This is a genomic window from Halomonas sp. A3H3, assembly GCF_000982975.1.
Taxonomy (GTDB): Bacteria; Pseudomonadota; Gammaproteobacteria; order Pseudomonadales; family Halomonadaceae; genus Vreelandella; species Vreelandella titanicae.
The window spans coordinates 5,088,632-5,105,992 of record NZ_HG423343.1 but is presented as its reverse complement, the minus strand read 5'-3'; the positions used below and the strand labels follow the sequence as shown (position 1 = coordinate 5,105,992).

Annotated in this window: 21 protein-coding genes; 16 read left to right on the top strand and 5 right to left on the bottom strand. The window is 54.4% G+C overall.

The genetic code is table 11. The annotated features are described in order from the left end of the window. Nucleotides 1–7: 7 nt before the first annotated feature. From lptC to HALA3H3_RS23210, 3 genes are read right to left on the bottom strand one after another with little or no spacing between them, the layout of a single operon-like run. Nucleotides 8–577, bottom strand: coding sequence for an LPS export ABC transporter periplasmic protein LptC (gene lptC, locus HALA3H3_RS23220; protein WP_022523935.1), 570 nt, complete (start codon nt 575–577; stop codon nt 8–10). Then, nucleotides 578–1,120 carry a KdsC family phosphatase gene (locus HALA3H3_RS23215; RefSeq protein ID WP_022523934.1) on the bottom strand — a complete coding sequence of 181 codons (543 nt, stop codon included), beginning with the start codon at nt 1,118–1,120 and terminating at the stop codon, nt 578–580. Between the two features lie 52 nt (nt 1,121–1,172). Then, complete coding sequence (locus HALA3H3_RS23210) at nt 1,173–2,159, bottom strand: KpsF/GutQ family sugar-phosphate isomerase (RefSeq protein WP_022523933.1); 987 nt, start codon at nt 2,157–2,159, stop codon at nt 1,173–1,175. Nucleotides 2,160–2,486: 327 nt separating this feature from the next. Between HALA3H3_RS23210 and HALA3H3_RS23205 the strand changes: the two genes are divergently transcribed. The 9 genes from HALA3H3_RS23205 (at nt 2,487) to hisD (ending at nt 9,378) form a co-directional block, all read left to right on the top strand. Next, a complete protein-coding gene (locus HALA3H3_RS23205) occupies nt 2,487–3,299 on the top strand; it encodes an ATP-binding cassette domain-containing protein (protein WP_022523932.1) in 813 nt (270 codons plus the stop codon). Between the two features lie 67 nt (nt 3,300–3,366). After that, nucleotides 3,367–4,167 (top strand): lipid asymmetry maintenance ABC transporter permease subunit MlaE, encoded by an 801-nt coding sequence (mlaE, locus tag HALA3H3_RS23200; RefSeq protein WP_035539165.1) that lies wholly within the window; start codon nt 3,367–3,369, stop codon nt 4,165–4,167. 16 nt (nt 4,168–4,183) lie between these two features. After that, on the top strand, nt 4,184–4,648 hold the full coding sequence (gene mlaD / locus HALA3H3_RS23195; protein WP_022523930.1) for an outer membrane lipid asymmetry maintenance protein MlaD: 465 nt from the start codon (nt 4,184–4,186) through the stop codon (nt 4,646–4,648). A 90-nt stretch (nt 4,649–4,738) separates the two neighbouring features. Then, on the top strand, nt 4,739–5,380 hold the full coding sequence (locus HALA3H3_RS23190; RefSeq protein WP_081742670.1) for an MlaC/ttg2D family ABC transporter substrate-binding protein: 642 nt from the start codon (nt 4,739–4,741) through the stop codon (nt 5,378–5,380). Beyond that, nucleotides 5,377–5,715, top strand: a complete 339-nt coding sequence (locus HALA3H3_RS23185; protein ID WP_022523928.1) for an STAS domain-containing protein — start codon at nt 5,377–5,379, stop codon at nt 5,713–5,715. The genes HALA3H3_RS23190 and HALA3H3_RS23185 overlap by 4 nt, the downstream gene beginning before the upstream one ends. A 93-nt stretch (nt 5,716–5,808) precedes the next feature. Beyond that, nucleotides 5,809–6,060, top strand: coding sequence for a BolA family protein (locus HALA3H3_RS23180; protein WP_022523927.1), 252 nt, complete (start codon nt 5,809–5,811; stop codon nt 6,058–6,060). A gap of 10 nt (nt 6,061–6,070) precedes the next feature. Continuing rightward, nucleotides 6,071–7,333 carry a UDP-N-acetylglucosamine 1-carboxyvinyltransferase gene (murA, locus tag HALA3H3_RS23175; protein ID WP_022523926.1) on the top strand — a complete coding sequence of 421 codons (1,263 nt, stop codon included), beginning with the start codon at nt 6,071–6,073 and terminating at the stop codon, nt 7,331–7,333. Nucleotides 7,334–7,394: 61 nt separating this feature from the next. After that, complete coding sequence (gene hisG / locus HALA3H3_RS23170; protein ID WP_022523925.1) at nt 7,395–8,048, top strand: ATP phosphoribosyltransferase; 654 nt, start codon at nt 7,395–7,397, stop codon at nt 8,046–8,048. A gap of 13 nt (nt 8,049–8,061) precedes the next feature. Then, entirely contained in the window at nt 8,062–9,378 is a 1,317-nt protein-coding gene (gene hisD / locus HALA3H3_RS23165) for a histidinol dehydrogenase (protein ID WP_022523924.1), read from the top strand. A 46-nt stretch (nt 9,379–9,424) separates the two neighbouring features. On the opposite strand, the gene HALA3H3_RS23160 is transcribed toward hisD, so the two are convergent. Then, nucleotides 9,425–10,690, bottom strand: a complete 1,266-nt coding sequence (locus HALA3H3_RS23160) for a Do family serine endopeptidase (protein ID WP_022523923.1) — start codon at nt 10,688–10,690, stop codon at nt 9,425–9,427. 128 nt (nt 10,691–10,818) lie between these two features. Between HALA3H3_RS23160 and HALA3H3_RS23155 the strand changes: the two genes are divergently transcribed. Beyond that, nucleotides 10,819–11,580, top strand: a complete 762-nt coding sequence (locus HALA3H3_RS23155; protein ID WP_022523922.1) for a Nif3-like dinuclear metal center hexameric protein — start codon at nt 10,819–10,821, stop codon at nt 11,578–11,580. A 54-nt stretch (nt 11,581–11,634) separates the two neighbouring features. Here the strand turns inward: HALA3H3_RS23155 and HALA3H3_RS23150 are convergent, their stop codons facing one another. Beyond that, nucleotides 11,635–12,093: a Z-ring associated ZapG family protein gene (locus HALA3H3_RS23150; protein ID WP_022523921.1), complete on the bottom strand. Its 459-nt coding sequence runs from the start codon at nt 12,091–12,093 to the stop codon at nt 11,635–11,637. Between the two features lie 210 nt (nt 12,094–12,303). Here HALA3H3_RS23150 and zapE point away from each other — a divergent pair, with 210 nt between their 5' ends. The 6 genes from zapE to HALA3H3_RS23120 all read left to right on the top strand — a co-directional run bounded on the left by zapE (nt 12,304) and on the right by HALA3H3_RS23120 (nt 17,350). Then, on the top strand, nt 12,304–13,500 hold the full coding sequence (gene zapE, locus HALA3H3_RS23145) for a cell division protein ZapE (protein WP_022523920.1): 1,197 nt from the start codon (nt 12,304–12,306) through the stop codon (nt 13,498–13,500). A 184-nt stretch (nt 13,501–13,684) separates the two neighbouring features. Beyond that, on the top strand, nt 13,685–14,113 hold the full coding sequence (gene rplM, locus HALA3H3_RS23140; protein ID WP_022523919.1) for a 50S ribosomal protein L13: 429 nt from the start codon (nt 13,685–13,687) through the stop codon (nt 14,111–14,113). Nucleotides 14,114–14,126: 13 nt separating this feature from the next. Continuing rightward, complete coding sequence (gene rpsI, locus HALA3H3_RS23135; protein ID WP_022523918.1) at nt 14,127–14,516, top strand: 30S ribosomal protein S9; 390 nt, start codon at nt 14,127–14,129, stop codon at nt 14,514–14,516. Between the two features lie 208 nt (nt 14,517–14,724). Next, the gene (gene petA / locus HALA3H3_RS23130; RefSeq protein WP_022523917.1) at nt 14,725–15,324 is read left to right on the top strand and encodes a ubiquinol-cytochrome c reductase iron-sulfur subunit; all 600 of its coding nucleotides are present in this window, start codon (nt 14,725–14,727) and stop codon (nt 15,322–15,324) included. Beyond that, the gene (locus tag HALA3H3_RS23125; RefSeq protein ID WP_009287783.1) at nt 15,324–16,583 is read left to right on the top strand and encodes a cytochrome b; all 1,260 of its coding nucleotides are present in this window, start codon (nt 15,324–15,326) and stop codon (nt 16,581–16,583) included. Before petA ends, HALA3H3_RS23125 begins: the two co-directional genes overlap by 1 nt. Beyond that, nucleotides 16,583–17,350 (top strand): cytochrome c1, encoded by a 768-nt coding sequence (locus HALA3H3_RS23120; protein ID WP_009287784.1) that lies wholly within the window; start codon nt 16,583–16,585, stop codon nt 17,348–17,350. Before HALA3H3_RS23125 ends, HALA3H3_RS23120 begins: the two co-directional genes overlap by 1 nt. Nucleotides 17,351–17,361 lie beyond the last annotated feature (11 nt).

The following is a 17,361-nucleotide window of genomic DNA, read 5'->3' as shown; positions in this document are numbered from 1 at the left end:
GTTCCTATTAGCGTTGTGTGGCCGGGGGGTGCGTGCCGCGCACATTATCCGTTAAGCGAACCTGGCTGGTGTTAAGCCAAACGTCCATACGTGAAGCGCTCATTTGCTGCGGCGGTTGCTGCATCAATACCGGTGTGTCACTCCAGGCATGCTGCTCGAGGCCATCATAGTGCAGTAGCTCGGTATCTAGCTGCCAGCCTTCATCTGGTGCAAACAGCCGAGCCGAACCTGACAGCAGCAGGGCTTGGGTAGCGGTGTTGAGCGTGCCTACATCGGCGCTGGCCAGCCACTGACGGTTTTCGCTGTCATACAGTACTGCCTCGGGCTCTTCCGTCCAGGTTTCGCTGCGCTGCGGGGTATGGATAAGGCGCGGTGTTTTTAGCGACTGCATGACACTGCCGTTATCCCCGAATAGGGTAATCTCGGCATTTTCCAGCACGTGGCCAGGTTCCTGAGCCTGTGCTTCGGGGTCGATGCTGGTGTCTTGAGGCCCGCGGGGGTCAAGCCATACCAGCAGAATCCCCAGCGCGATGACTAGCCCGGCTAACCAGAGGCGTACTTTAAAGCGTTTAAACATTTACGTGCGGCCGTGCAGATAGGTGTCGAGCACCGCGCCCCAGTGTCCTTGAGATTCAAGCAGCGTATCGCAGATCTCACGTACGGCACCGTGGCCACCCAGGCGTTCGGTAGTCCAGTCGGCGTGGGTATGCATATAGTCCGGCGCGTTTGGCACGGTAATGCCGACGCCGCAACGTTTGATAGCCGCTAGGTCGGGTAGGTCGTCGCCACAATAAGCCACCTGCTCTAGTTCAATATCGAGGCGCTGGCAGAGCCCGCGCAGTGTGGCCAGCTTGTCTTCACAGCCTTGGTGAACATGGTCAATGCCGAGTGCCGCCGCGCGTTGGCTAACCATGGGGGAGTCGCGCCCGGTAATCAACGCGACATGTACGCCCACGCGTTTGAGAAGCTTTAGCCCGTGGCCATCCTGGGTGTGGAATGCTTTGATTTCGATACCATCGGCCTGAAAGTAGAGGCGCCCATCGGTAAGGACGCCGTCAACATCCAGTGCTAGCAGGCGTACACGGCGGAGTTGGTCGAGTAGCGAGGCAGGTAGGGTCATAGAACCTCCATATCAATCAGTTCGTAAAGCAGGTCGTGTTGGCGCCGCTGGGTTAAATAACGCCGCTGGCGAGCAGGTCGTGCATATGTAGAGCCCCAATTGGGCGCTGTTGTTCATCAACCACCGCTAGCGCGGTAATACGGCTTTCTTCCATGATGCGTACCGCTTCGGCCGCCAGGATATCGGGGCCTATGCGCTTGCCCGGCCGGGTCATGACATCATCAACGCGCACGTCGCGCAGATTATGGAATTGATCCAGCGTGCGGCGTAGATCGCCATCGGTGTAGACCCCCGCTAATCGTCCTTCGCTATCCACTACGCAGGTAAAGCCAAGCCCTTGCCGGGTAATTTCGAGTAGTGCGTCGCGCAGCGGGCTGCCCAATGCGACTTGGGGCAGGCGTGCGCCGTCGTGCATGAGGTCTCTAACGCGTAGCAGTAAGCGCTTGCCCAAACTGCCGCCGGGGTGGGAGAGGGCAAAATCTTCAGCGGTAAAGCCGCGTGCTTCCAGTAACGCAACCGCCAGTGCATCACCCAGGGCGAGGGCAGCGGTGGTGGAACTGGTGGGGGCTAGATCGAGCGGGCAAGCCTCACGCTCGACGCCACTGTTTAGGTGCGCATCAGCGTGCTTGGCAAGCGTGGAGTGGGGCCGCCCCGTCATGCTGACCAGCGGTGTGCCCAGGCGTTTAAGCAGTGGTAGCAGAGCAGTGACTTCGGCAGTTTCGCCCGAGTTAGAGAGCGCCAGTACTACATCTGCGCGGGTAATCATGCCTAGATCGCCATGGCTGGCTTCGCCGGGGTGAACGAAAAAAGCCGGCGTACCGGTACTGGCAAGTGTCGCCGCTAGCTTGCCAGCAATATGCCCCGACTTGCCCATACCGGTCACCACGACACGACCTTGGCAGGCGAGAATTAGCTCACAGGCGCGATCAAAGCTTTCGTCTAGCTTAGCCTGAAGGCCTCCAATCGCTGCCTGCTCGATTTGTAGCGTACGCAGTGCGCTTTCACGTAGTAGGCTGGAGGGGGCGATAGGCTGGCGCATAGCGTTTTCTCTTAACAAATGAAAATATAAAAGTAGTAACCGGTAAGAATAACATCTCGACACCTCTAATAGGCAGTAATTGAGGCGACTCCCTGGGGGGCATACCCGCATCACCAGGGCCGAGAGCAGGTTTAGGCGAGGGTAAGCAAGCCTTTGCAACTTTGATAACCCTGAACAATAGGAAAGCCCATTCGTGCAGTTAATGCCTTGTAGCGTTATAGTACAATGTTCGATAATGTTTTAGAAACGCTGTTTTCTAATTGCGATAGCCGCAAGTAGGGTATGCTATACAGCTTTAGTCGCGCCTCGTTAAGAGTCAACTGATCCATGACAGATGCACCCTTTATAGAAATTGAAGAGCTTTACTTTTCGCGTGGTGATCACGAAATTTTCCGTGGCGTGAATATGACCATACCGCGGGGTAAAGTAACCGCGATCATGGGGCCAAGTGGTACCGGTAAAACCACGCTACTGAAGCTGATCGGCGGCCAGCTAACCCCGGAGAGTGGTCGAATACTCATTGATGGGCAGGATGTTCATAAACTGTCCCGGAAGGCGCTATTCACGCTACGCAAGCGGATGGGAATGCTGTTTCAGAGTGGTGCGCTGTTTTCTGATTTGGATGTGTTTGAAAACGTTGCCTTTCCGCTGCGGGTGCATACGGATTTACCCGATACAATGGTGCGTGACCTGGTGTTGCTCAAGCTACAGGCGGTCGGCCTGCGTGGAGCGCGACACTTAACGCCTGCGGAGCTGTCCGGAGGGATGGCGCGCCGGGTCGCATTGGCTCGTGCGGTGGCGCTGGATCCAGAACTGATTTTGTATGATGAGCCGTTTGTTGGTCAGGATCCCATCTCTATGGGCGTGTTGGTGCAGCTAATCAAGCGCCTTAATCAAGCACTGCAGCTAACCTCGGTGGTGGTCTCCCATGATATCAAGGAGACCTTGAGCATTGCGGACTATCTCTATCTGATCGCCGATGGCCAGGTGGTAGCCCATGGCACACCGCAAACCCTGGACACAAATCAAGATCCCCGGGTTAGCCAGTTTATTCATGGCGAACCTGATGGGCCGGTACCATTTCACTACCCCGCTGAGGCGTTTTATCGCGATATTCTGGGCGAGGCTCCGGTTAAATAGAACTGCTAGGGTGGGTGACATAAGGCGCTTAAATGCACCAATGCAGGGTAAATAAAGGGCAGAGTTAATGCAGTCAAAGTTCTCTAATAGCGCCGCACGTGTTACACGGCTGGGGCGCCGAGGGTGCGACTTAATGGAAGCATTGGGTCGAGCGGGCGTGTTTCTATTCCAGTCGGTGGTCGGCGTGCCTTCCCGGGAAGGCTGGCGATTATGGTTGCACCAGATGCACTTTGTGGGCGTACTTTCGTTAGCCATTGTATTGGTGTCGGGGCTGTTTATCGGCATGGTGCTGGCACTGCAGGGCTATACCATTTTGGTCGATTTCGGGGCTGAGCAGGCGCTGGGACAAATGGTGGCACTGTCGCTATTGAGGGAGTTAGCCCCAGTGGTGGCAGCACTACTGTTTGCTGGCCGGGCGGGATCTGCGCTCACCGCCGAGATCGGTTTAATGAAAGCGACAGAGCAGCTCACCAGCATGGAGATGATCGGTGTTGACCCACTGCGCCGCGTGGTGGCGCCACGCCTATGGGCAGGCTTTGTGTCACTGCCTATTTTAACGGTTGGGTTTAGTGTCGTGGGCATCTGGGGCGGCTACTTGGTGGGCGTGGAGTGGCTAGGCGTCTTCGAGGGCTCTTACTGGAGCAACATGCAGGCCAATGTAGCCTTTATCAGTGATATCGGTAACGGCATGATCAAAAGCGCCGTATTTGCTTTGGTGGTGACCTGGATCGCGGTATTTCAAGGTTATGATTTGGTGCCCACTTCTGAAGGTATTTCCCGCGCTACTACGCGCACGGTGGTGTATTCGTCGCTTGCAGTATTGGGGCTTGATTTTGTGTTGACCGCCATTATGTTTGGCGGCCTTTAATGGCTGGAGCAGTTTCATGAAACGCAGTAAAACCATGGAGTTCGGTGTGGGCCTGTTTATGGTGGCGGGCATTCTGGGGCTGGTGTTCCTCGGCCTACGTGTGAGTGGACTGACGCTCTCAGCGCCCACGCAGTCGTTTCAGTTAGAGGCCAACTTCGCCAATATTGGCAGTTTAAAACCCCGTGCCAGGGTCACCATGGCGGGTGTGACAGTGGGGCGGGTAGAAGCCATTGAACTGGATACGCAGTGGTTCGATGCGCGGGTCGTTCTTAGCCTGGATAGCGAACTTGAGGGTCAGCTTTCCAAAGACTCGATTGCCTCGATCCTGACCGCAGGCTTATTAGGTGAGCAGTACATTGGCCTTAGCGTGGGCGGCGACCCTGAAATGTTGGAGGATGGCGATACGATTCGTGACACCCAGTCGGCGCTGGTGTTGGAAGAACTTATCCAGCAGTTTGTGTCCAATATGGCAACTAACTAGTGTTTCAAACGGCAGGCACTAATCCAGTGTAATAACGGGCCCAGTGCAATACCGGGTGGGGAGATGATGGTTATGAATGGAGTGAACTTGATGATGGGTCGTTGGTTATTGGTGGTAATGATGATGGCGGCGTTAATGGTGCCACTGCAGTCACAGGCGCAGTCTCAGACGCCAGAAGCAATGATTCGCGATAACGTTGAGTCACTGATGTCGGAGCTCGAAGGTCGCAAGGATTATTACGCCAATAATCTTAGCGAGCTTGAGGCGTTAGTGGATAGCAACCTCGAACAAGTGGCGGATTTCCGCTATATCGGGGCCAGCGTGATGGGGAACTACTTCCGCAACGCTTCCCCGGAACAGCGCCGTCGTTTTGTCGATGTGTTTCGCCAAACGCTGATTGATACCTATACCCGCGGACTGGTGACGTTTGATTATGATGAGCTGCGGGTGCTGAATGCCCAGCAGGCTCAGCGCTATGACGACCAGGCCAGCGTTGCCATGGAAGTGGTGGCCAATAACGGCAAGGTGTACCCCGTAAGCTATAGCCTGAGACTCTCCGACGGCGAGTGGCGGGTGGTTAACGTGATCGTTAACGGTATTAATCTGGGTCTGACGTTCCGCAATCAGTTTGACCAAGCCATGCGCGATAACAATCGTGATTATGACGCGGTTATTGACGGATGGTCACCTGAAGTGGGCGTTGAAGAGCTTGAGCAGGGAGGCGATGCGTGACAGTGCTGTTTTCACGCCCCAGTGTAACGGTTAGTGTAGAAAACACTACCTTGCTGGTGGAAGGTGATGTGGAGGTATCCTTGGCGGCCGATTTGGCCGCCTGTGGTGTTAAATGGCTCAAGCACACCGAGCTAACTTCGCTTAGCTTAGACTTTAGTCGCATTGAGAAGGCTAGCAGCGCTGCCATTAGCGTGCTGTTTGAATGGCTTCGAATTTGTCGGCAGCGCGGTATCCATATCCAAGCCATTCTTTTTTCAGCGCCGCTACGCCGACTTGCCTCCCTGGCTGAGTTGGATGCTTTGATTGATCAGCCTGCGGCTACTCTGGCCATTTAACGCTCCGGCATCGCCAAGCGCACTGCTTTTCTTTATTATGTCGACCCAATTACGTTCATTAATAACGATGACCCCAAAGGAGTTTTCTGCGCCATGCAACCCAACGAGGTAAAAGCACTGCTTGAATCCCGTATCGACGGATGTCAGTTCCATATCCAGGGTGAAGGCTGTAATTTTCAGGTGATTGCGGTTGGCGATGCCTTTGAAGGTCTCTCTCCGGTCAAACGTCAGCAGCTTGTCTACGCTGCGCTGAGCGATGAGATCGCCTCGGGTGCGCTCCACGCTATTAGCATCAAAACGTTTACCCCGGTGCAGTGGCAAACTGCACCGGAAAACGTTCAATAACGGTCGCCCCATGGATAAATTAATCATTACCGGCAATGGATCGGTAGACGGTGAAGTGTGGGTGAGTGGCGCTAAGAATGCGGCGCTGCCTATTCTGTGTGCCAGCCTGTTGGCCGATGGCCCCGTGGTGATTGGTAACTTGCCGCACTTACAGGATATTACCACCACCTTAGAACTGCTCGGCCGCATGGGCGTTGAGCCGGTGATGGGCGAAAAGCTGAGTATTCAGTTGGATGGCTCCCAAGTCACTCAGTGTCACGCACCGTATGAGCTGGTTAAGAAAATGCGTGCCTCGATACTGGTGTTGGGCCCTCTGCTTGCCCACTTCGGTAAAGCCGATGTATCGCTACCCGGTGGTTGCGCCATTGGCTCGCGCCCGGTGGATTTGCATATTCGCGGTTTAGAAGCCATGGGGGCGGAGATTCGCGTTGAGGCTGGCTATATCCGCGCGCGGGTGGACGGTCGTCTAAAAGGGGCAACTATCTACTTTGATACCGTGACAGTGACCGGTACCGAAAACCTGCTGATGGCGGCGACCCTAGCCGATGGCAAAACCGTTCTGGAAAACGCTGCCCGCGAGCCTGAAATTGTCGACTTGGCTGAGTGCTTGATCAAAATGGGCGCTAAAATCTGCGGTCAAGGCACTGACACCATTACTATCGAAGGCGTCGAAAAACTGCACGGTTGCGAGCACGATGTCATGCCCGACCGTATCGAGACAGGCACCTTTCTAGTTGCCGCCGCCATGACTGGCGGACGGGTGAAGGTCAAGCGCACCCGGGCCGATATCCTGGACGCGGTCATTGCCAAGCTGGAAGAGGCGGGTGCGGAAGTCACCAGTGGAGACGACTGGATCGCCCTGGATATGCACGGCAAGCGTCCTAAGGCGGTGAATATTCGTACTGCGCCTTATCCAGCGTTCCCAACCGATATGCAGGCGCAGTTCGTGGCCATGAACGCTGTGGCCGTGGGGCACTCTCGGGTGGTCGAGACGATCTTCGAAAACCGCTTTATGCATGTTCAAGAGCTTAACCGAATGGGCGCCAATATCGTGCTGGAGGGCAACACCGCCTTGATTGAGGGGGTCGAGAAGCTTTCCGGTGCACCGGTAATGGCAACCGATCTGCGCGCGTCGGCTTCGCTGGTGATTGCGGCCATGATGGCCGAGGGGGAAACTCTAGTAGACCGCATCTATCACATTGACCGTGGCTACGAGTGTATCGAAGAGAAATTGCAGCTGCTGGGTGCGCGCATTCGCCGTATTCCTGGCTAGACCATTTCTACTGAGTCTCTGCTGCTAAGCCCCTGCATGCTAATAACCACTGGGCAACACGATGAGTAAGCAACTGATTTTAGCCCTCTCGAAGGGCCGTATTCTGGAAGAGACGCTGCCACTACTGGCCGATGCGGGTATTACACCTGCAGAGGATTTAAGCAAAAGTCGTAAGCTGCTATTTGATACCAACTTGCCCGACGTAAAACTGGTGATTATCCGTGCCACCGACGTGCCCACCTACGTTCAGCTAGGGGCAGCCGATGTCGGTATCGCAGGTAAAGATGTGCTGCTTGAGCACGGTGCCGAAGGGCTTTATGAGCCGTTGGATTTGGAAATTGCCCGCTGTAAGTTGATGACCGCGGGTGTGACCGGCCAGTTGCCAGCCCGTGCCCGGCGTCGGGTGGCAACGAAATTTGTTAACGTGGCGCGACGCTACTACGCCGAGCAGGGAATTCAGGCTGAGGTGATCAAACTTTATGGCGCTATGGAACTGGCGCCGTTAATGAATCTCGCCGATGAAATTGTCGATATCGTCGATACTGGCAATACCCTGCGGGCGAATGGTATGGAGCCGCGTGAGCTTATTGCCCATATCAGCACCCGGCTGGTGGTGAATAAGGCCGCCATGACCATGAAGCATGAGCGTATTAAGCCGTTACTAGAGCGCTTGGACAGTGCGGTCAAAAAGCGTCAGACCCAGCTTGCCGAATGATGTGAGGTTACCCATGAGCAAACAGACGACTGCAACGATTTCACGCCTATCGACAAGCGATGATGCCTTTAACCATCGACTTGATGCGCTGTTAGATTGGGAAGGGGTGTCTGACAAAGCGGTGCAGGCGCGGGTCGAAGAAATTCTTGCCAGTGTAAAGCAGCGCGGCGATGCTGCGGTAGTGGAAGCCACGAATCGTTTTGACCGACTTGCGGCTACCTCGATGGACGAATTGCAGTTAACGCCCGAGCAGTTGAAAAGAGCGTTTGATAACTTGCCTGCTGAGCAGCGCGAGGCGCTTTCCAGCGCCGCCGAGCGGATTAAGTGCTACCACGAGCGTCAGAAGCCCAGCTCCTGGCAATACGAAGAAGCAGACGGCACGGTACTGGGGCAGAAAGTTGCCCCCCTGGATCGCGCCGGTATTTATGTTCCTGGCGGCAAAGCTGCCTATCCCTCGTCAGTGCTGATGAATGCGATTCCTGCCCATGTGGCCGGCGTGCGCGAAATCGTTATGGTCGTGCCTACGCCGGATGGCGTGCTCAATGAGTTGGTGCTGGCAGCGGCTCACTTGGCGGGAGTCGACTATGTGTTTACCATCGGCGGCGCTCAGGCCGTAGCCGCCCTTGCCTACGGCACTGAAAGTGTTCCTCGAGTCGATAAAATAGTTGGGCCGGGCAATATTTATGTGGCCACGGCGAAGCGTGCAGTATTTGGTCAGGTGGGTATCGATATGATTGCCGGGCCCTCGGAGATTATGGTGGTTTCCGATGGTCAGACTGATCCCGATTGGCTGGCAATGGATCTATTTTCTCAAGCCGAACACGACGAAGATGCCCAGGCGATCTTGGTGAGCTGGGATGCCGGACACTTAGATGCTGTGGAGTCGGCAATTGAGCGGCTACTGCCGACCTTAGAGCGCAAAGAGATCGTGCGTGAGTCGCTGCGTAAGCGAGGAGCGTTAGTGCTCTGCCAGGACGCCCAAGAAGCGATTACGTTGATTAACCGGATTGCTCCTGAGCACCTGGAGCTTTCGGTGGCTGCCCCCGAGACGTGGTTAGACGATATTCGTCATGCCGGGGCAATCTTTATGGGGCGTTACACCGCCGAGGCGCTGGGTGATTACTGTGCCGGGCCAAATCACGTGCTGCCTACCTCTGGCACGGCGCGCTTCTCTTCACCGTTGGGGGTTTACGATTTCCAGAAGCGCTCTTCGATTATTCACTGCTCCGCAGACGGTGCTTCTGAGCTGGGCAAAATCGCCTCGGTATTGGCGCGAGGTGAATCACTCACCGCCCACGCCCGCTCCGCGGAGTACCGGATTCGCGATTGATACTGCCAATGCGCTTTGCGCTACGCCAGCGCGTTTTGTAAACAGGCTACGAGTCGCGTGGGCCAGGAGTCTCTTCATTAATTGGGATGGTAGGGAGTGGGCGTTCGCCCACTTCGAGGGTCATCTCCAGGCGCTCGCCGCTACGGACGATGGTGAGTGGTAGCGAGGTGCCGGGTGCGATAGAGGCGATTTCACTCATCGTGGTGCGGGCATCCAGAATAGGCTGGCCATTGACAGAGAGAAGCACATCGCCTGGCTCTAGCCCCGCTTCCGCGGCAGGCCCTCCGCTGACAACCCCCGCGACGATCACACCTTGGGGTGTTTGCAGTCCAAAAGAGGCTGCCAGTTCCCGTGATAGTGCTTGCGCTTCAATGCCTAACCAGCCACGAATTACCCGTCCTTGAGTGACCAGTTCATCCAGAATGCTGTGGGCAAGGTTGGCAGGAATGGCAAAGCCAATGCCTTGGGAGCCACCTGAGCGCGAGAAAATAGCCGTATTAATGCCGACCATGGCGCCCTCAGGATTGACCAGCGCGCCACCTGAGTTACCCGGGTTGATAGCCGCATCTGTTTGAATAAAGTCTTCATAGGCGTTTAGCCCTAAATGATTGCGCCCCGTGGCACTAATAATACCCATGGTGACCGTCTGACCGACACCAAAAGGGTTGCCAATAGCGAGCGCTACGTCGCCTACCGCTACGTCGGCTGAGTCTGTGAGTTCAATGACTGGCAAATCGTCCAGGTTAATTCTTAGCACGGCTAAATCACTTTCAGGATCTGTGCCGATCACCTCTGCCAGGGTTTCGCGTCCGTCGCGCAGAGCGACCTGGATTTCATCGGCGCCGTTGATGACGTGGTGATTGGTTAGTACGTAGCCGTCCTCACTGACTATAACGCCAGAGCCCAAGCTTGAGAGCATGCGTTGATGGGTCGTCGCGTCATCTCCCTGGTTATCAAAAAATTGCTGAAAAAATGGATCTGACATCAGTGGGTGCTGGTCGCGCTCAACGATGCGCGATGAGTAGATATTTACTACCGCCGGCGCGGCTTGCTCCACTGCCTGAGCATAGCTGACGGGGCCTTTGTTCCGGGAAAGCGGCGCTGCCTGATGAATTTCAGGCGCAGGGCGACTAGGGTTGGGTTCTACCACTTCTGGTGTCGTCGAGATGACCGGCGCGGCGACTTGGGGGGCTTGAGGCGACGAGTCACGAAACGGGTTGGGCAACTGCTCGGGGAGTGCGAAGAGAATCACCACCGCGAGCAGTACGCCAGTGATAACAGGCCAGAGATAAGGCAGCACGTAGCGTCGCATGCAATCAATTCCTTAACGGGTCAGTCTCGCTGTTCGCGATATAAAGCAGCGAGTTTTACAATGGTTTTATGGTAACACTTTCTTAGCAGCTACCTCACGGGTGCGGTTAAATCAATAAAGGACTCAATATGATTCATCGTGATCAACTAGTAGCGGCTTGTGACCATCAGTTACGTGCGGCAGAGTTTAAAGATTTTACCATTAATGGCTTACAGGTGGCGGGCAGTGAGCACGTCAAGCGCATCATGACCGGTGTTACTGCCTGCCAAGCGCTGCTGGACGAAGCCGTTGCCTGGCAGGCAGATATGGTGCTGGTGCATCACGGTTACTTTTGGAAAAACGAGCCCGTGGCGATTACTGGTATGAAGCAGCGGCGGATTAAAACCCTGCTTGATCATGACATTAGTCTGTTAGCGTATCATCTGCCTCTGGATGCGCATGCCGAGATGGGCAATAACGCGGAGTTAGCCCGTCACTTGGGGTGGAAAGTAGAGGGATGCATTGATGGCGCGCTGGGGGAGGGGCTTTTGTGGTCAGGACGATTACCGCAGCCACACTCAGTCAGTAAGCTGGCAGCGCAAATAGCGCAAACCTTACAGCGCAAGCCGTTGGTCATTGAAGCCCCGCAGGTGGGAGATATTGAGCGCATCGCCTGGTGTACCGGTGGTGCGCAGGACATGATCACCGACGCCTATGAGTCGGGCGCACAGGTATTTGTATCGGGTGAGATATCCGAGCGAACCACTCACCTGGCGAGGGAGATGGGTATTCATTATATCGCCGCCGGGCACCATGCCACTGAACGTTATGGTGTTCAGGCGCTGGGCGAGTGGCTAAGCGATGAGTATGACGTTGAGCACCGCTTTGTGGATATTGATAATCCCGCTTAACGCATTAAATGCCCCGGATCACCGATAACAGGAGCCGGGGCTGATCAATCATTATTAGTAGCGCGGTGGCTGTGGTGTCGCCGCCTCATTGCTCTTCAAGCCAAAGTCTTCTGACAGCGTGCCGCCCTTACCATCCGCGTAGTCACGTGGCGTCGAAGGGGAGCTGGCGTCTGCCGTCGTCTGCTGCTCGCGCGCTGGATCAATACCCGAGAGATCAAGGCTAGGCTGAATAGCAGCGTCGCGAATATCCCACTCCGCGGCGTCCTCTTTCAGTTGAAGCTCAAGCTGGTTGGCTTCATCGCGTATATTGCTTAGGCGTTGATAAATACCCGTTAAATGGCTGCCCACGCTGCTCTTCATCTCGGCAATCTGGTGCTCGCGTTCGAGTAGCTTTTGGCGCATGGAAGCCGCTTCACGCTGGCTTTTGCTGAAGAGGCGATAAGCAACCGCTCCAATGATCAGGCCGACGATAAAACCGATTATGGCAAACGTTAATGGTGAGCTCGCGTCCACAGTGTTCTCCCTGGCGCCTTGAATATAATGATTTAGAGGCTGCATATGCTAGCAGCTTAAGAATCAAACAGGCTGCCATTATAGGCGTCACTCAGCCGGTTGGGTCAATCCGCTCATGCGCTTAGATGTCTCTACAGGTATAATCACAACCTTTTCAAGGTTGCCAGTCATGTACTGGCGGCTGCCTTACATGCTGTGGGAGGCGAGTGCATGTCATCAACAACTGCGAGTAGGGCATCGTCAAAAACGCGCCCTGCATCGCCTATAGAGCGCTATCGGGCGGACTTAGAGCGCGATGATTTTCAATATGATGCAGCGCAGGAGTTGGCCGTAAAGCATCTACAGCGGCTCTATGATGAGCTTGTCGCTGCGCCAACAACCGTTCCCAAAGCTCTGGTTGCGAATAAGGGGCTCCATAAAGGGTTAAAAGCCAAGATGGCGGGTTTCATGGGCAAGAAATCCTCATTGGCTGATGAGCCTGTCTTGCCTGATATCCAAGGCCTCTATTTTTGGGGTGGGGTAGGGCGGGGCAAAACCTACTTGGTCGATACCTTTTATGAAGCCTTGCCCTTTCCCGACAAAATGCGTACCCATTTTCACCGCTTTATGCAGCGTGTCCATAACGAGCTGACCCACTATAAAGGTGAAAAGAATCCACTGACCCTAATCGCGGGTAAGTTTGCCACTGAGGCGCGTGTTATTTGCTTTGATGAATTTTTCGTCAAAGATATTACCGATGCGATGATTCTTGCCAACTTGCTAGAGGCGTTATTTGAGCGCGGAGTGGTATTGGTGGCGACCTCTAATATCGTACCTGATGATTTATATAAAGATGGCCTGCAGCGGGCGCGCTTTTTGCCAGCCATTGAGCTTGTGAATCGTCATTGTGAGGTGGTTAATGTCGATTCAGGGGTGGATTATCGACTGCGCGCATTGGAGCGTGCGGCCATCTTCTACTCGCCGCTGGATGAAGCGGCTGAGCGCGAACTATCGCGCAGCTTTCGGGAAATAGCCGGGCACGAAGGCGAGTCAGAGGCGTCGCTAGAGGTAAACCACCGTGTGTTGAAAACGCGTCGGCTGCATGATGATGTCGCTTGGTTTGAGTTTCTTGAGCTGTGTGACGGGCCGCGCAGTCAAAATGACTATATTGAACTGGCCAGGGAGTTTCATACAGTGCTGGTTTCCAATGTGAGGCGTATGAATGCCAAGCAGGATGATCAGGCACGCCGCTTCATCAATATGGTCGATGAGTTTTATGATCGTGGCGTCAAACTACTGATGTCCGCGGAAGCGCCGATTGAAGAGCTGTATAGCGATGGCAAGCTAACGTTCGAGTTCCAGCGGACTTTGTCGCGCCTACAAGAGATGCAGTCCAAGGAGTACTTGGCGTTGGCGCATAAGCCTTAAAGCCTGACGGGATGTCGGCTCAGTAAAAAAGTCACGATACGGCTTAACTTGTCAGTAGCCTTACTGTAGAATGCCGCCTCGCTGCATGTTGCTGGGTTAAACCAGCAACCAAAAAGAATAGGGATGGTGCTTCGCCGTACAACGGTGTAAGTCACCCAATACATTTAATCTGGTGATTTCATCCATGAAGACGTTCAGTGCTAAGCCGCAGTCCGTCCAGCGCGACTGGTATGTAGTCGACGCTACGGACAAAACGCTCGGTCGTCTGGCAACCGAGATTGCTCGCCGCCTACGTGGCAAGCATAAGCCCGAATTTACCCCTCACGTTGATACTGGCGACTACATCGTCGTGATCAACGCAGAGAAAGTCCACGTAACTGGTAATAAGGCGAAGGCTAAAACCTATTACCGCCACACTGGTTACCCGGGCGGTCTGCGCTCTATGACATTCGACAAAATGCTTGATCATGCGCCCGAGCGTATCATTGAGTCTGCCGTTAAAGGTATGTTGCCGAAAGGTCCCTTGGGCCGTGCCATGTACACGAAGTTGAAAGTGTACGCTGGCGACGAGCATCCGCATGCTGCCCAACAGCCGCTTGAACTGAACCTCTGAGGAAATCTTCGCCATGACACAGCAGTATTACGGTACCGGGCGCCGCAAGACTTCCACCGCTCGCGTGTTTATGAAGCCGGGCTCTGGCAAAATTACTGTCAACAACCAAGACCTTGACCTCTATTTTGGTCGTGTTACCGGTCGTATGGTTGTTCGCCAGCCGCTTGAACTGACTGAAACCCTGAACCAGTTTGACATCTTCGTGACTGTCGCTGGTGGTGGTGGTTCTTCTCAAGCTGGTGCGATCCGTCACGGCATTACACGTGCCCTGATGAACTACAATGAAGACCTGCGTCCTTCGCTACGTGCCGCTGGCTACGTAACGCGTGATGCACGTCAAGTTGAACGTAAGAAAGTCGGTCTGCGCAAAGCACGTCGTCGTCCGCAGTTCTCGAAGCGTTAATTTTTACGCTATGCGGGAAAACGCCCAGGTCATCGACCTGGGCGTTTTTTATTGGAATATCAAAAAATTATATTGCTCGTACCACTATGGTCACGAGCGGTTGTTCTTGTGCACAGCGCTTTGTTTTTTTACCATAGAGCGTAATTAATATTCGTCGCCGCAAGATGCCTTTGTGGCGGAACGGGTAAGCTGATGGGAGAAACCTGAAATGGCAGATAACGGCGTAAACAAAGGCCGACGCCGTTTCCTCGTAGGCGCCACCTCCGTTGTGGGTGCGGTAGGTGCTGTCGGGGTAGCGGTACCCTTTGTGGCTTCTTGGCAGCCTAGTGCCAAAGCAAGAGCGGCGGGTGCTCCCGTTCAAGCAGATATTTCCAAGCTTGAGCCTGGGCAGCGTATGACCGTTGAGTGGCGTGGTCGGCCAATATGGATCATTAATCGCACGCCGGAAATGATCGAGCGTACTGAGTCGCTGAGCGGTGAGCAACTGGCCGATCCGGATTCGGAAGAGCCACAACAGCCCGCTTATATCGAGGGTGGATTGCGCTCTATCAAGCCCGAGATTGGGGTGTTGATCGGTATTTGTACTCACCTAGGCTGTTCGCCGTTATTCCGGCCTGAACCCGACGCAGAGGGCGTAGGCGTTGATAACTGGCCGGGTGGTTTCTTCTGCCCATGCCACGGTTCCCGCTTTGATTTGGCTGGTCGCGTATTTAACAACGTTCCTGCGCCGACCAATCTTGAGGTTCCACCCTACCGCTTTGAGAATGACGATATCATTATCGTCGGCGAAGATGAGGAGACTGCCTAATGGGTAATCCGAATAAAGCCAAGGCGGAAAAAGGCCTCATGCGTTGGGTGGATGATCGCTTCCCTGCTACTCAGATGTGGCAAGAGCACCTCTCCAAATATTACGCGCCGAAAAACTTCAATTTCTGGTACTTCTTTGGCTCGTTAGCGCTGCTGGCGCTGGTCAACCAAATCCTCACCGGGGTTTGGTTGACCATGAGCTTTAACCCCTCAGCTGAAGGTGCCTTCGATTCCGTCGAATACATCATGCGTGATGTGGAATGGGGGTGGTTGATTCGCTATATGCACACCACGGGGGCCTCCGCCTTCTTCCTCGTTGTCTATCTGCATATGTTCCGTGGCCTTTTGTACGGTTCTTATAAAGCCCCGCGCGAGTTAGTGTGGGTCTTCGGCATGACTATTTACCTGGTGCTAATGGCGGAAGCCTTTATGGGTTATCTGCTGCCGTGGGGGCAAATGTCCTACTGGGGGGCGCAGGTGATTATCTCGCTGTTCTCAGCGATTCCGGCGATCGGCCCTGACCTGGCACAGTGGGTGCGTGGTGACTTCCTGATTTCAGGCATTACCCTAAACCGCTTCTTTGCACTGCATGTGGTTGCGCTGCCAATCGTTATTCTGGCACTGGTTGTGCTGCACATCATTGCTTTGCATGAGGTGGGCTCGAATAACCCGGACGGCATTGATATCAAGCAGAAGAAGGATGAGGCTGGTGTGCCGTTGGATGGAATTCCTTTCCACCCTTACTACACGGTGAAAGACCTTGTCGGTGTGGCAGTGTTCCTTTTCGTTTTCTGCGTAGTGGTGTTCTACTTCCCCGAAGGTGGTGGCTACTTTATTGAGCGGCCTAACTTTGATCAGGCGAACCCGCTGCAGACACCAGATCACATTGCCCCCGTTTGGTATATGACACCGTTCTACGCCATTCTCCGCGCCATCACCTTCTCGGTCTTTGGTTTAGACGCCAAGTTCCTAGGGGTTATCTTTATGGGCGCGGCGATTGCAATCCTGTTTGTTCTGCCCTGGCTGGATCGTAGCCCCGTGCGCTCTATGCGTTACAAAGGCTGGATGTCGAAAGTCATGCTGCTGCTGTTTGCTATCAGTTTTGTCATCCTGGGTGTTTTAGGTGTGTTGCCATCGACAGAGGGTAGAACACTGCTAGCCCAGGCGTGCACCGTGATCTATTTCGCCTTCTTTGTCTTGATGCCGTTCTACACCAAGCTGGAGAAGACTAAACCCGTTCCGGAAAGGGTGACTGGCTAATGAAAAAGTATCTATTTGGACTCCTTTTCGCCTTAGTGCCAGTAACCGCGATGGCTGCGGGGGGCGCAAGTGTGCCTCACTCGATGGATCCTGATCTGCATGATCAGGCCTCGTTGCAAAATGGCATGAAGCTCTATGTTAACTACTGCATGGGCTGTCACTCGCTTAACTATCAACGCTTTTCGCGTGCGGCAGACGACTTGGGGATGCCTCAGGATTTGGTTGAAGAGAATTTGATTTTCTCGTCAGATTTGGCTTACAACGATCAAATGCATAACGCCATGAATAGCGGTGATGCGGAGGGTTGGTTTGGTGCGCCGCCGCCCGACCTGTCGCTCAAGACGCGTGTGCGTGGGACCGATTGGATTTACTCTTATTTGCTCGGTTTCTACAAAGATCCTAGCCGTCCCACGGGCGTTAACAATACGGTGTTTGACCTAGTGGCAATGCCGAACGTGTTAGAGCCTCTGCAGGGCGTGCAAGAGCTGGTGTGTGCTGAAACCGATCACCCGGTAGAAGGGCAAGAACCGGATGCGTTATCGGGCAAGTATCAGTCTTGTAACGTGCTGCAAGTGACCGAGCCGGGGGAGCTCGAACCTGCGGAATTTGAGGAGGCGATGTATGATCTTACTAACTTCCTGGCTTATGTAGGTGAGCCCTCCAAGCTTCAAGCACAGGCGCTGGCACCTAAAGTACTGATCTTTATTTTCATTTTTGGTGTGATTGCTTACCTGCTCAAGCGCGAGTACTGGCGAGATATCCACTAATTAGCAGTAGC

Bases quoted from the DNA above. Each gene is read 5' to 3' on its own strand.
- rplM (WP_022523919.1), top strand. From the start codon at position 13,685: ATGAAGACGTTCAGTGCTAAGCCGCAGTCCGTCCAGCGCGACTGGTAT.
- HALA3H3_RS23120 (WP_009287784.1), top strand. From the start codon at position 16,583: ATGAAAAAGTATCTATTTGGACTCCTTTTCGCCTTAGTGCCAGTAACC.
- mlaD (WP_022523930.1), top strand. From the start codon at position 4,184: ATGAAACGCAGTAAAACCATGGAGTTCGGTGTGGGCCTGTTTATGGTG.
- hisD (WP_022523924.1), top strand. From the start codon at position 8,062: ATGAGCAAACAGACGACTGCAACGATTTCACGCCTATCGACAAGCGAT.
- HALA3H3_RS23215 (WP_022523934.1), bottom strand. From the start codon at position 1,120: ATGACCCTACCTGCCTCGCTACTCGACCAACTCCGCCGTGTACGCCTG.
- hisG (WP_022523925.1), top strand. From the start codon at position 7,395: ATGAGTAAGCAACTGATTTTAGCCCTCTCGAAGGGCCGTATTCTGGAA.
- HALA3H3_RS23160 (WP_022523923.1), bottom strand. From the start codon at position 10,690: ATGCGACGCTACGTGCTGCCTTATCTCTGGCCTGTTATCACTGGCGTA.
- mlaE (WP_035539165.1), top strand. From the start codon at position 3,367: ATGCAGTCAAAGTTCTCTAATAGCGCCGCACGTGTTACACGGCTGGGG.
- lptC (WP_022523935.1), bottom strand. From the start codon at position 577: ATGTTTAAACGCTTTAAAGTACGCCTCTGGTTAGCCGGGCTAGTCATC.
- zapE (WP_022523920.1), top strand. From the start codon at position 12,304: ATGTCATCAACAACTGCGAGTAGGGCATCGTCAAAAACGCGCCCTGCA.
- HALA3H3_RS23190 (WP_081742670.1), top strand. From the start codon at position 4,739: ATGATGGGTCGTTGGTTATTGGTGGTAATGATGATGGCGGCGTTAATG.
- murA (WP_022523926.1), top strand. From the start codon at position 6,071: ATGGATAAATTAATCATTACCGGCAATGGATCGGTAGACGGTGAAGTG.
- HALA3H3_RS23210 (WP_022523933.1), bottom strand. From the start codon at position 2,159: ATGCGCCAGCCTATCGCCCCCTCCAGCCTACTACGTGAAAGCGCACTG.
- HALA3H3_RS23180 (WP_022523927.1), top strand. From the start codon at position 5,809: ATGCAACCCAACGAGGTAAAAGCACTGCTTGAATCCCGTATCGACGGA.
- HALA3H3_RS23155 (WP_022523922.1), top strand. From the start codon at position 10,819: ATGATTCATCGTGATCAACTAGTAGCGGCTTGTGACCATCAGTTACGT.
- rpsI (WP_022523918.1), top strand. From the start codon at position 14,127: ATGACACAGCAGTATTACGGTACCGGGCGCCGCAAGACTTCCACCGCT.
- HALA3H3_RS23125 (WP_009287783.1), top strand. From the start codon at position 15,324: ATGGGTAATCCGAATAAAGCCAAGGCGGAAAAAGGCCTCATGCGTTGG.
- petA (WP_022523917.1), top strand. From the start codon at position 14,725: ATGGCAGATAACGGCGTAAACAAAGGCCGACGCCGTTTCCTCGTAGGC.
- HALA3H3_RS23205 (WP_022523932.1), top strand. From the start codon at position 2,487: ATGACAGATGCACCCTTTATAGAAATTGAAGAGCTTTACTTTTCGCGT.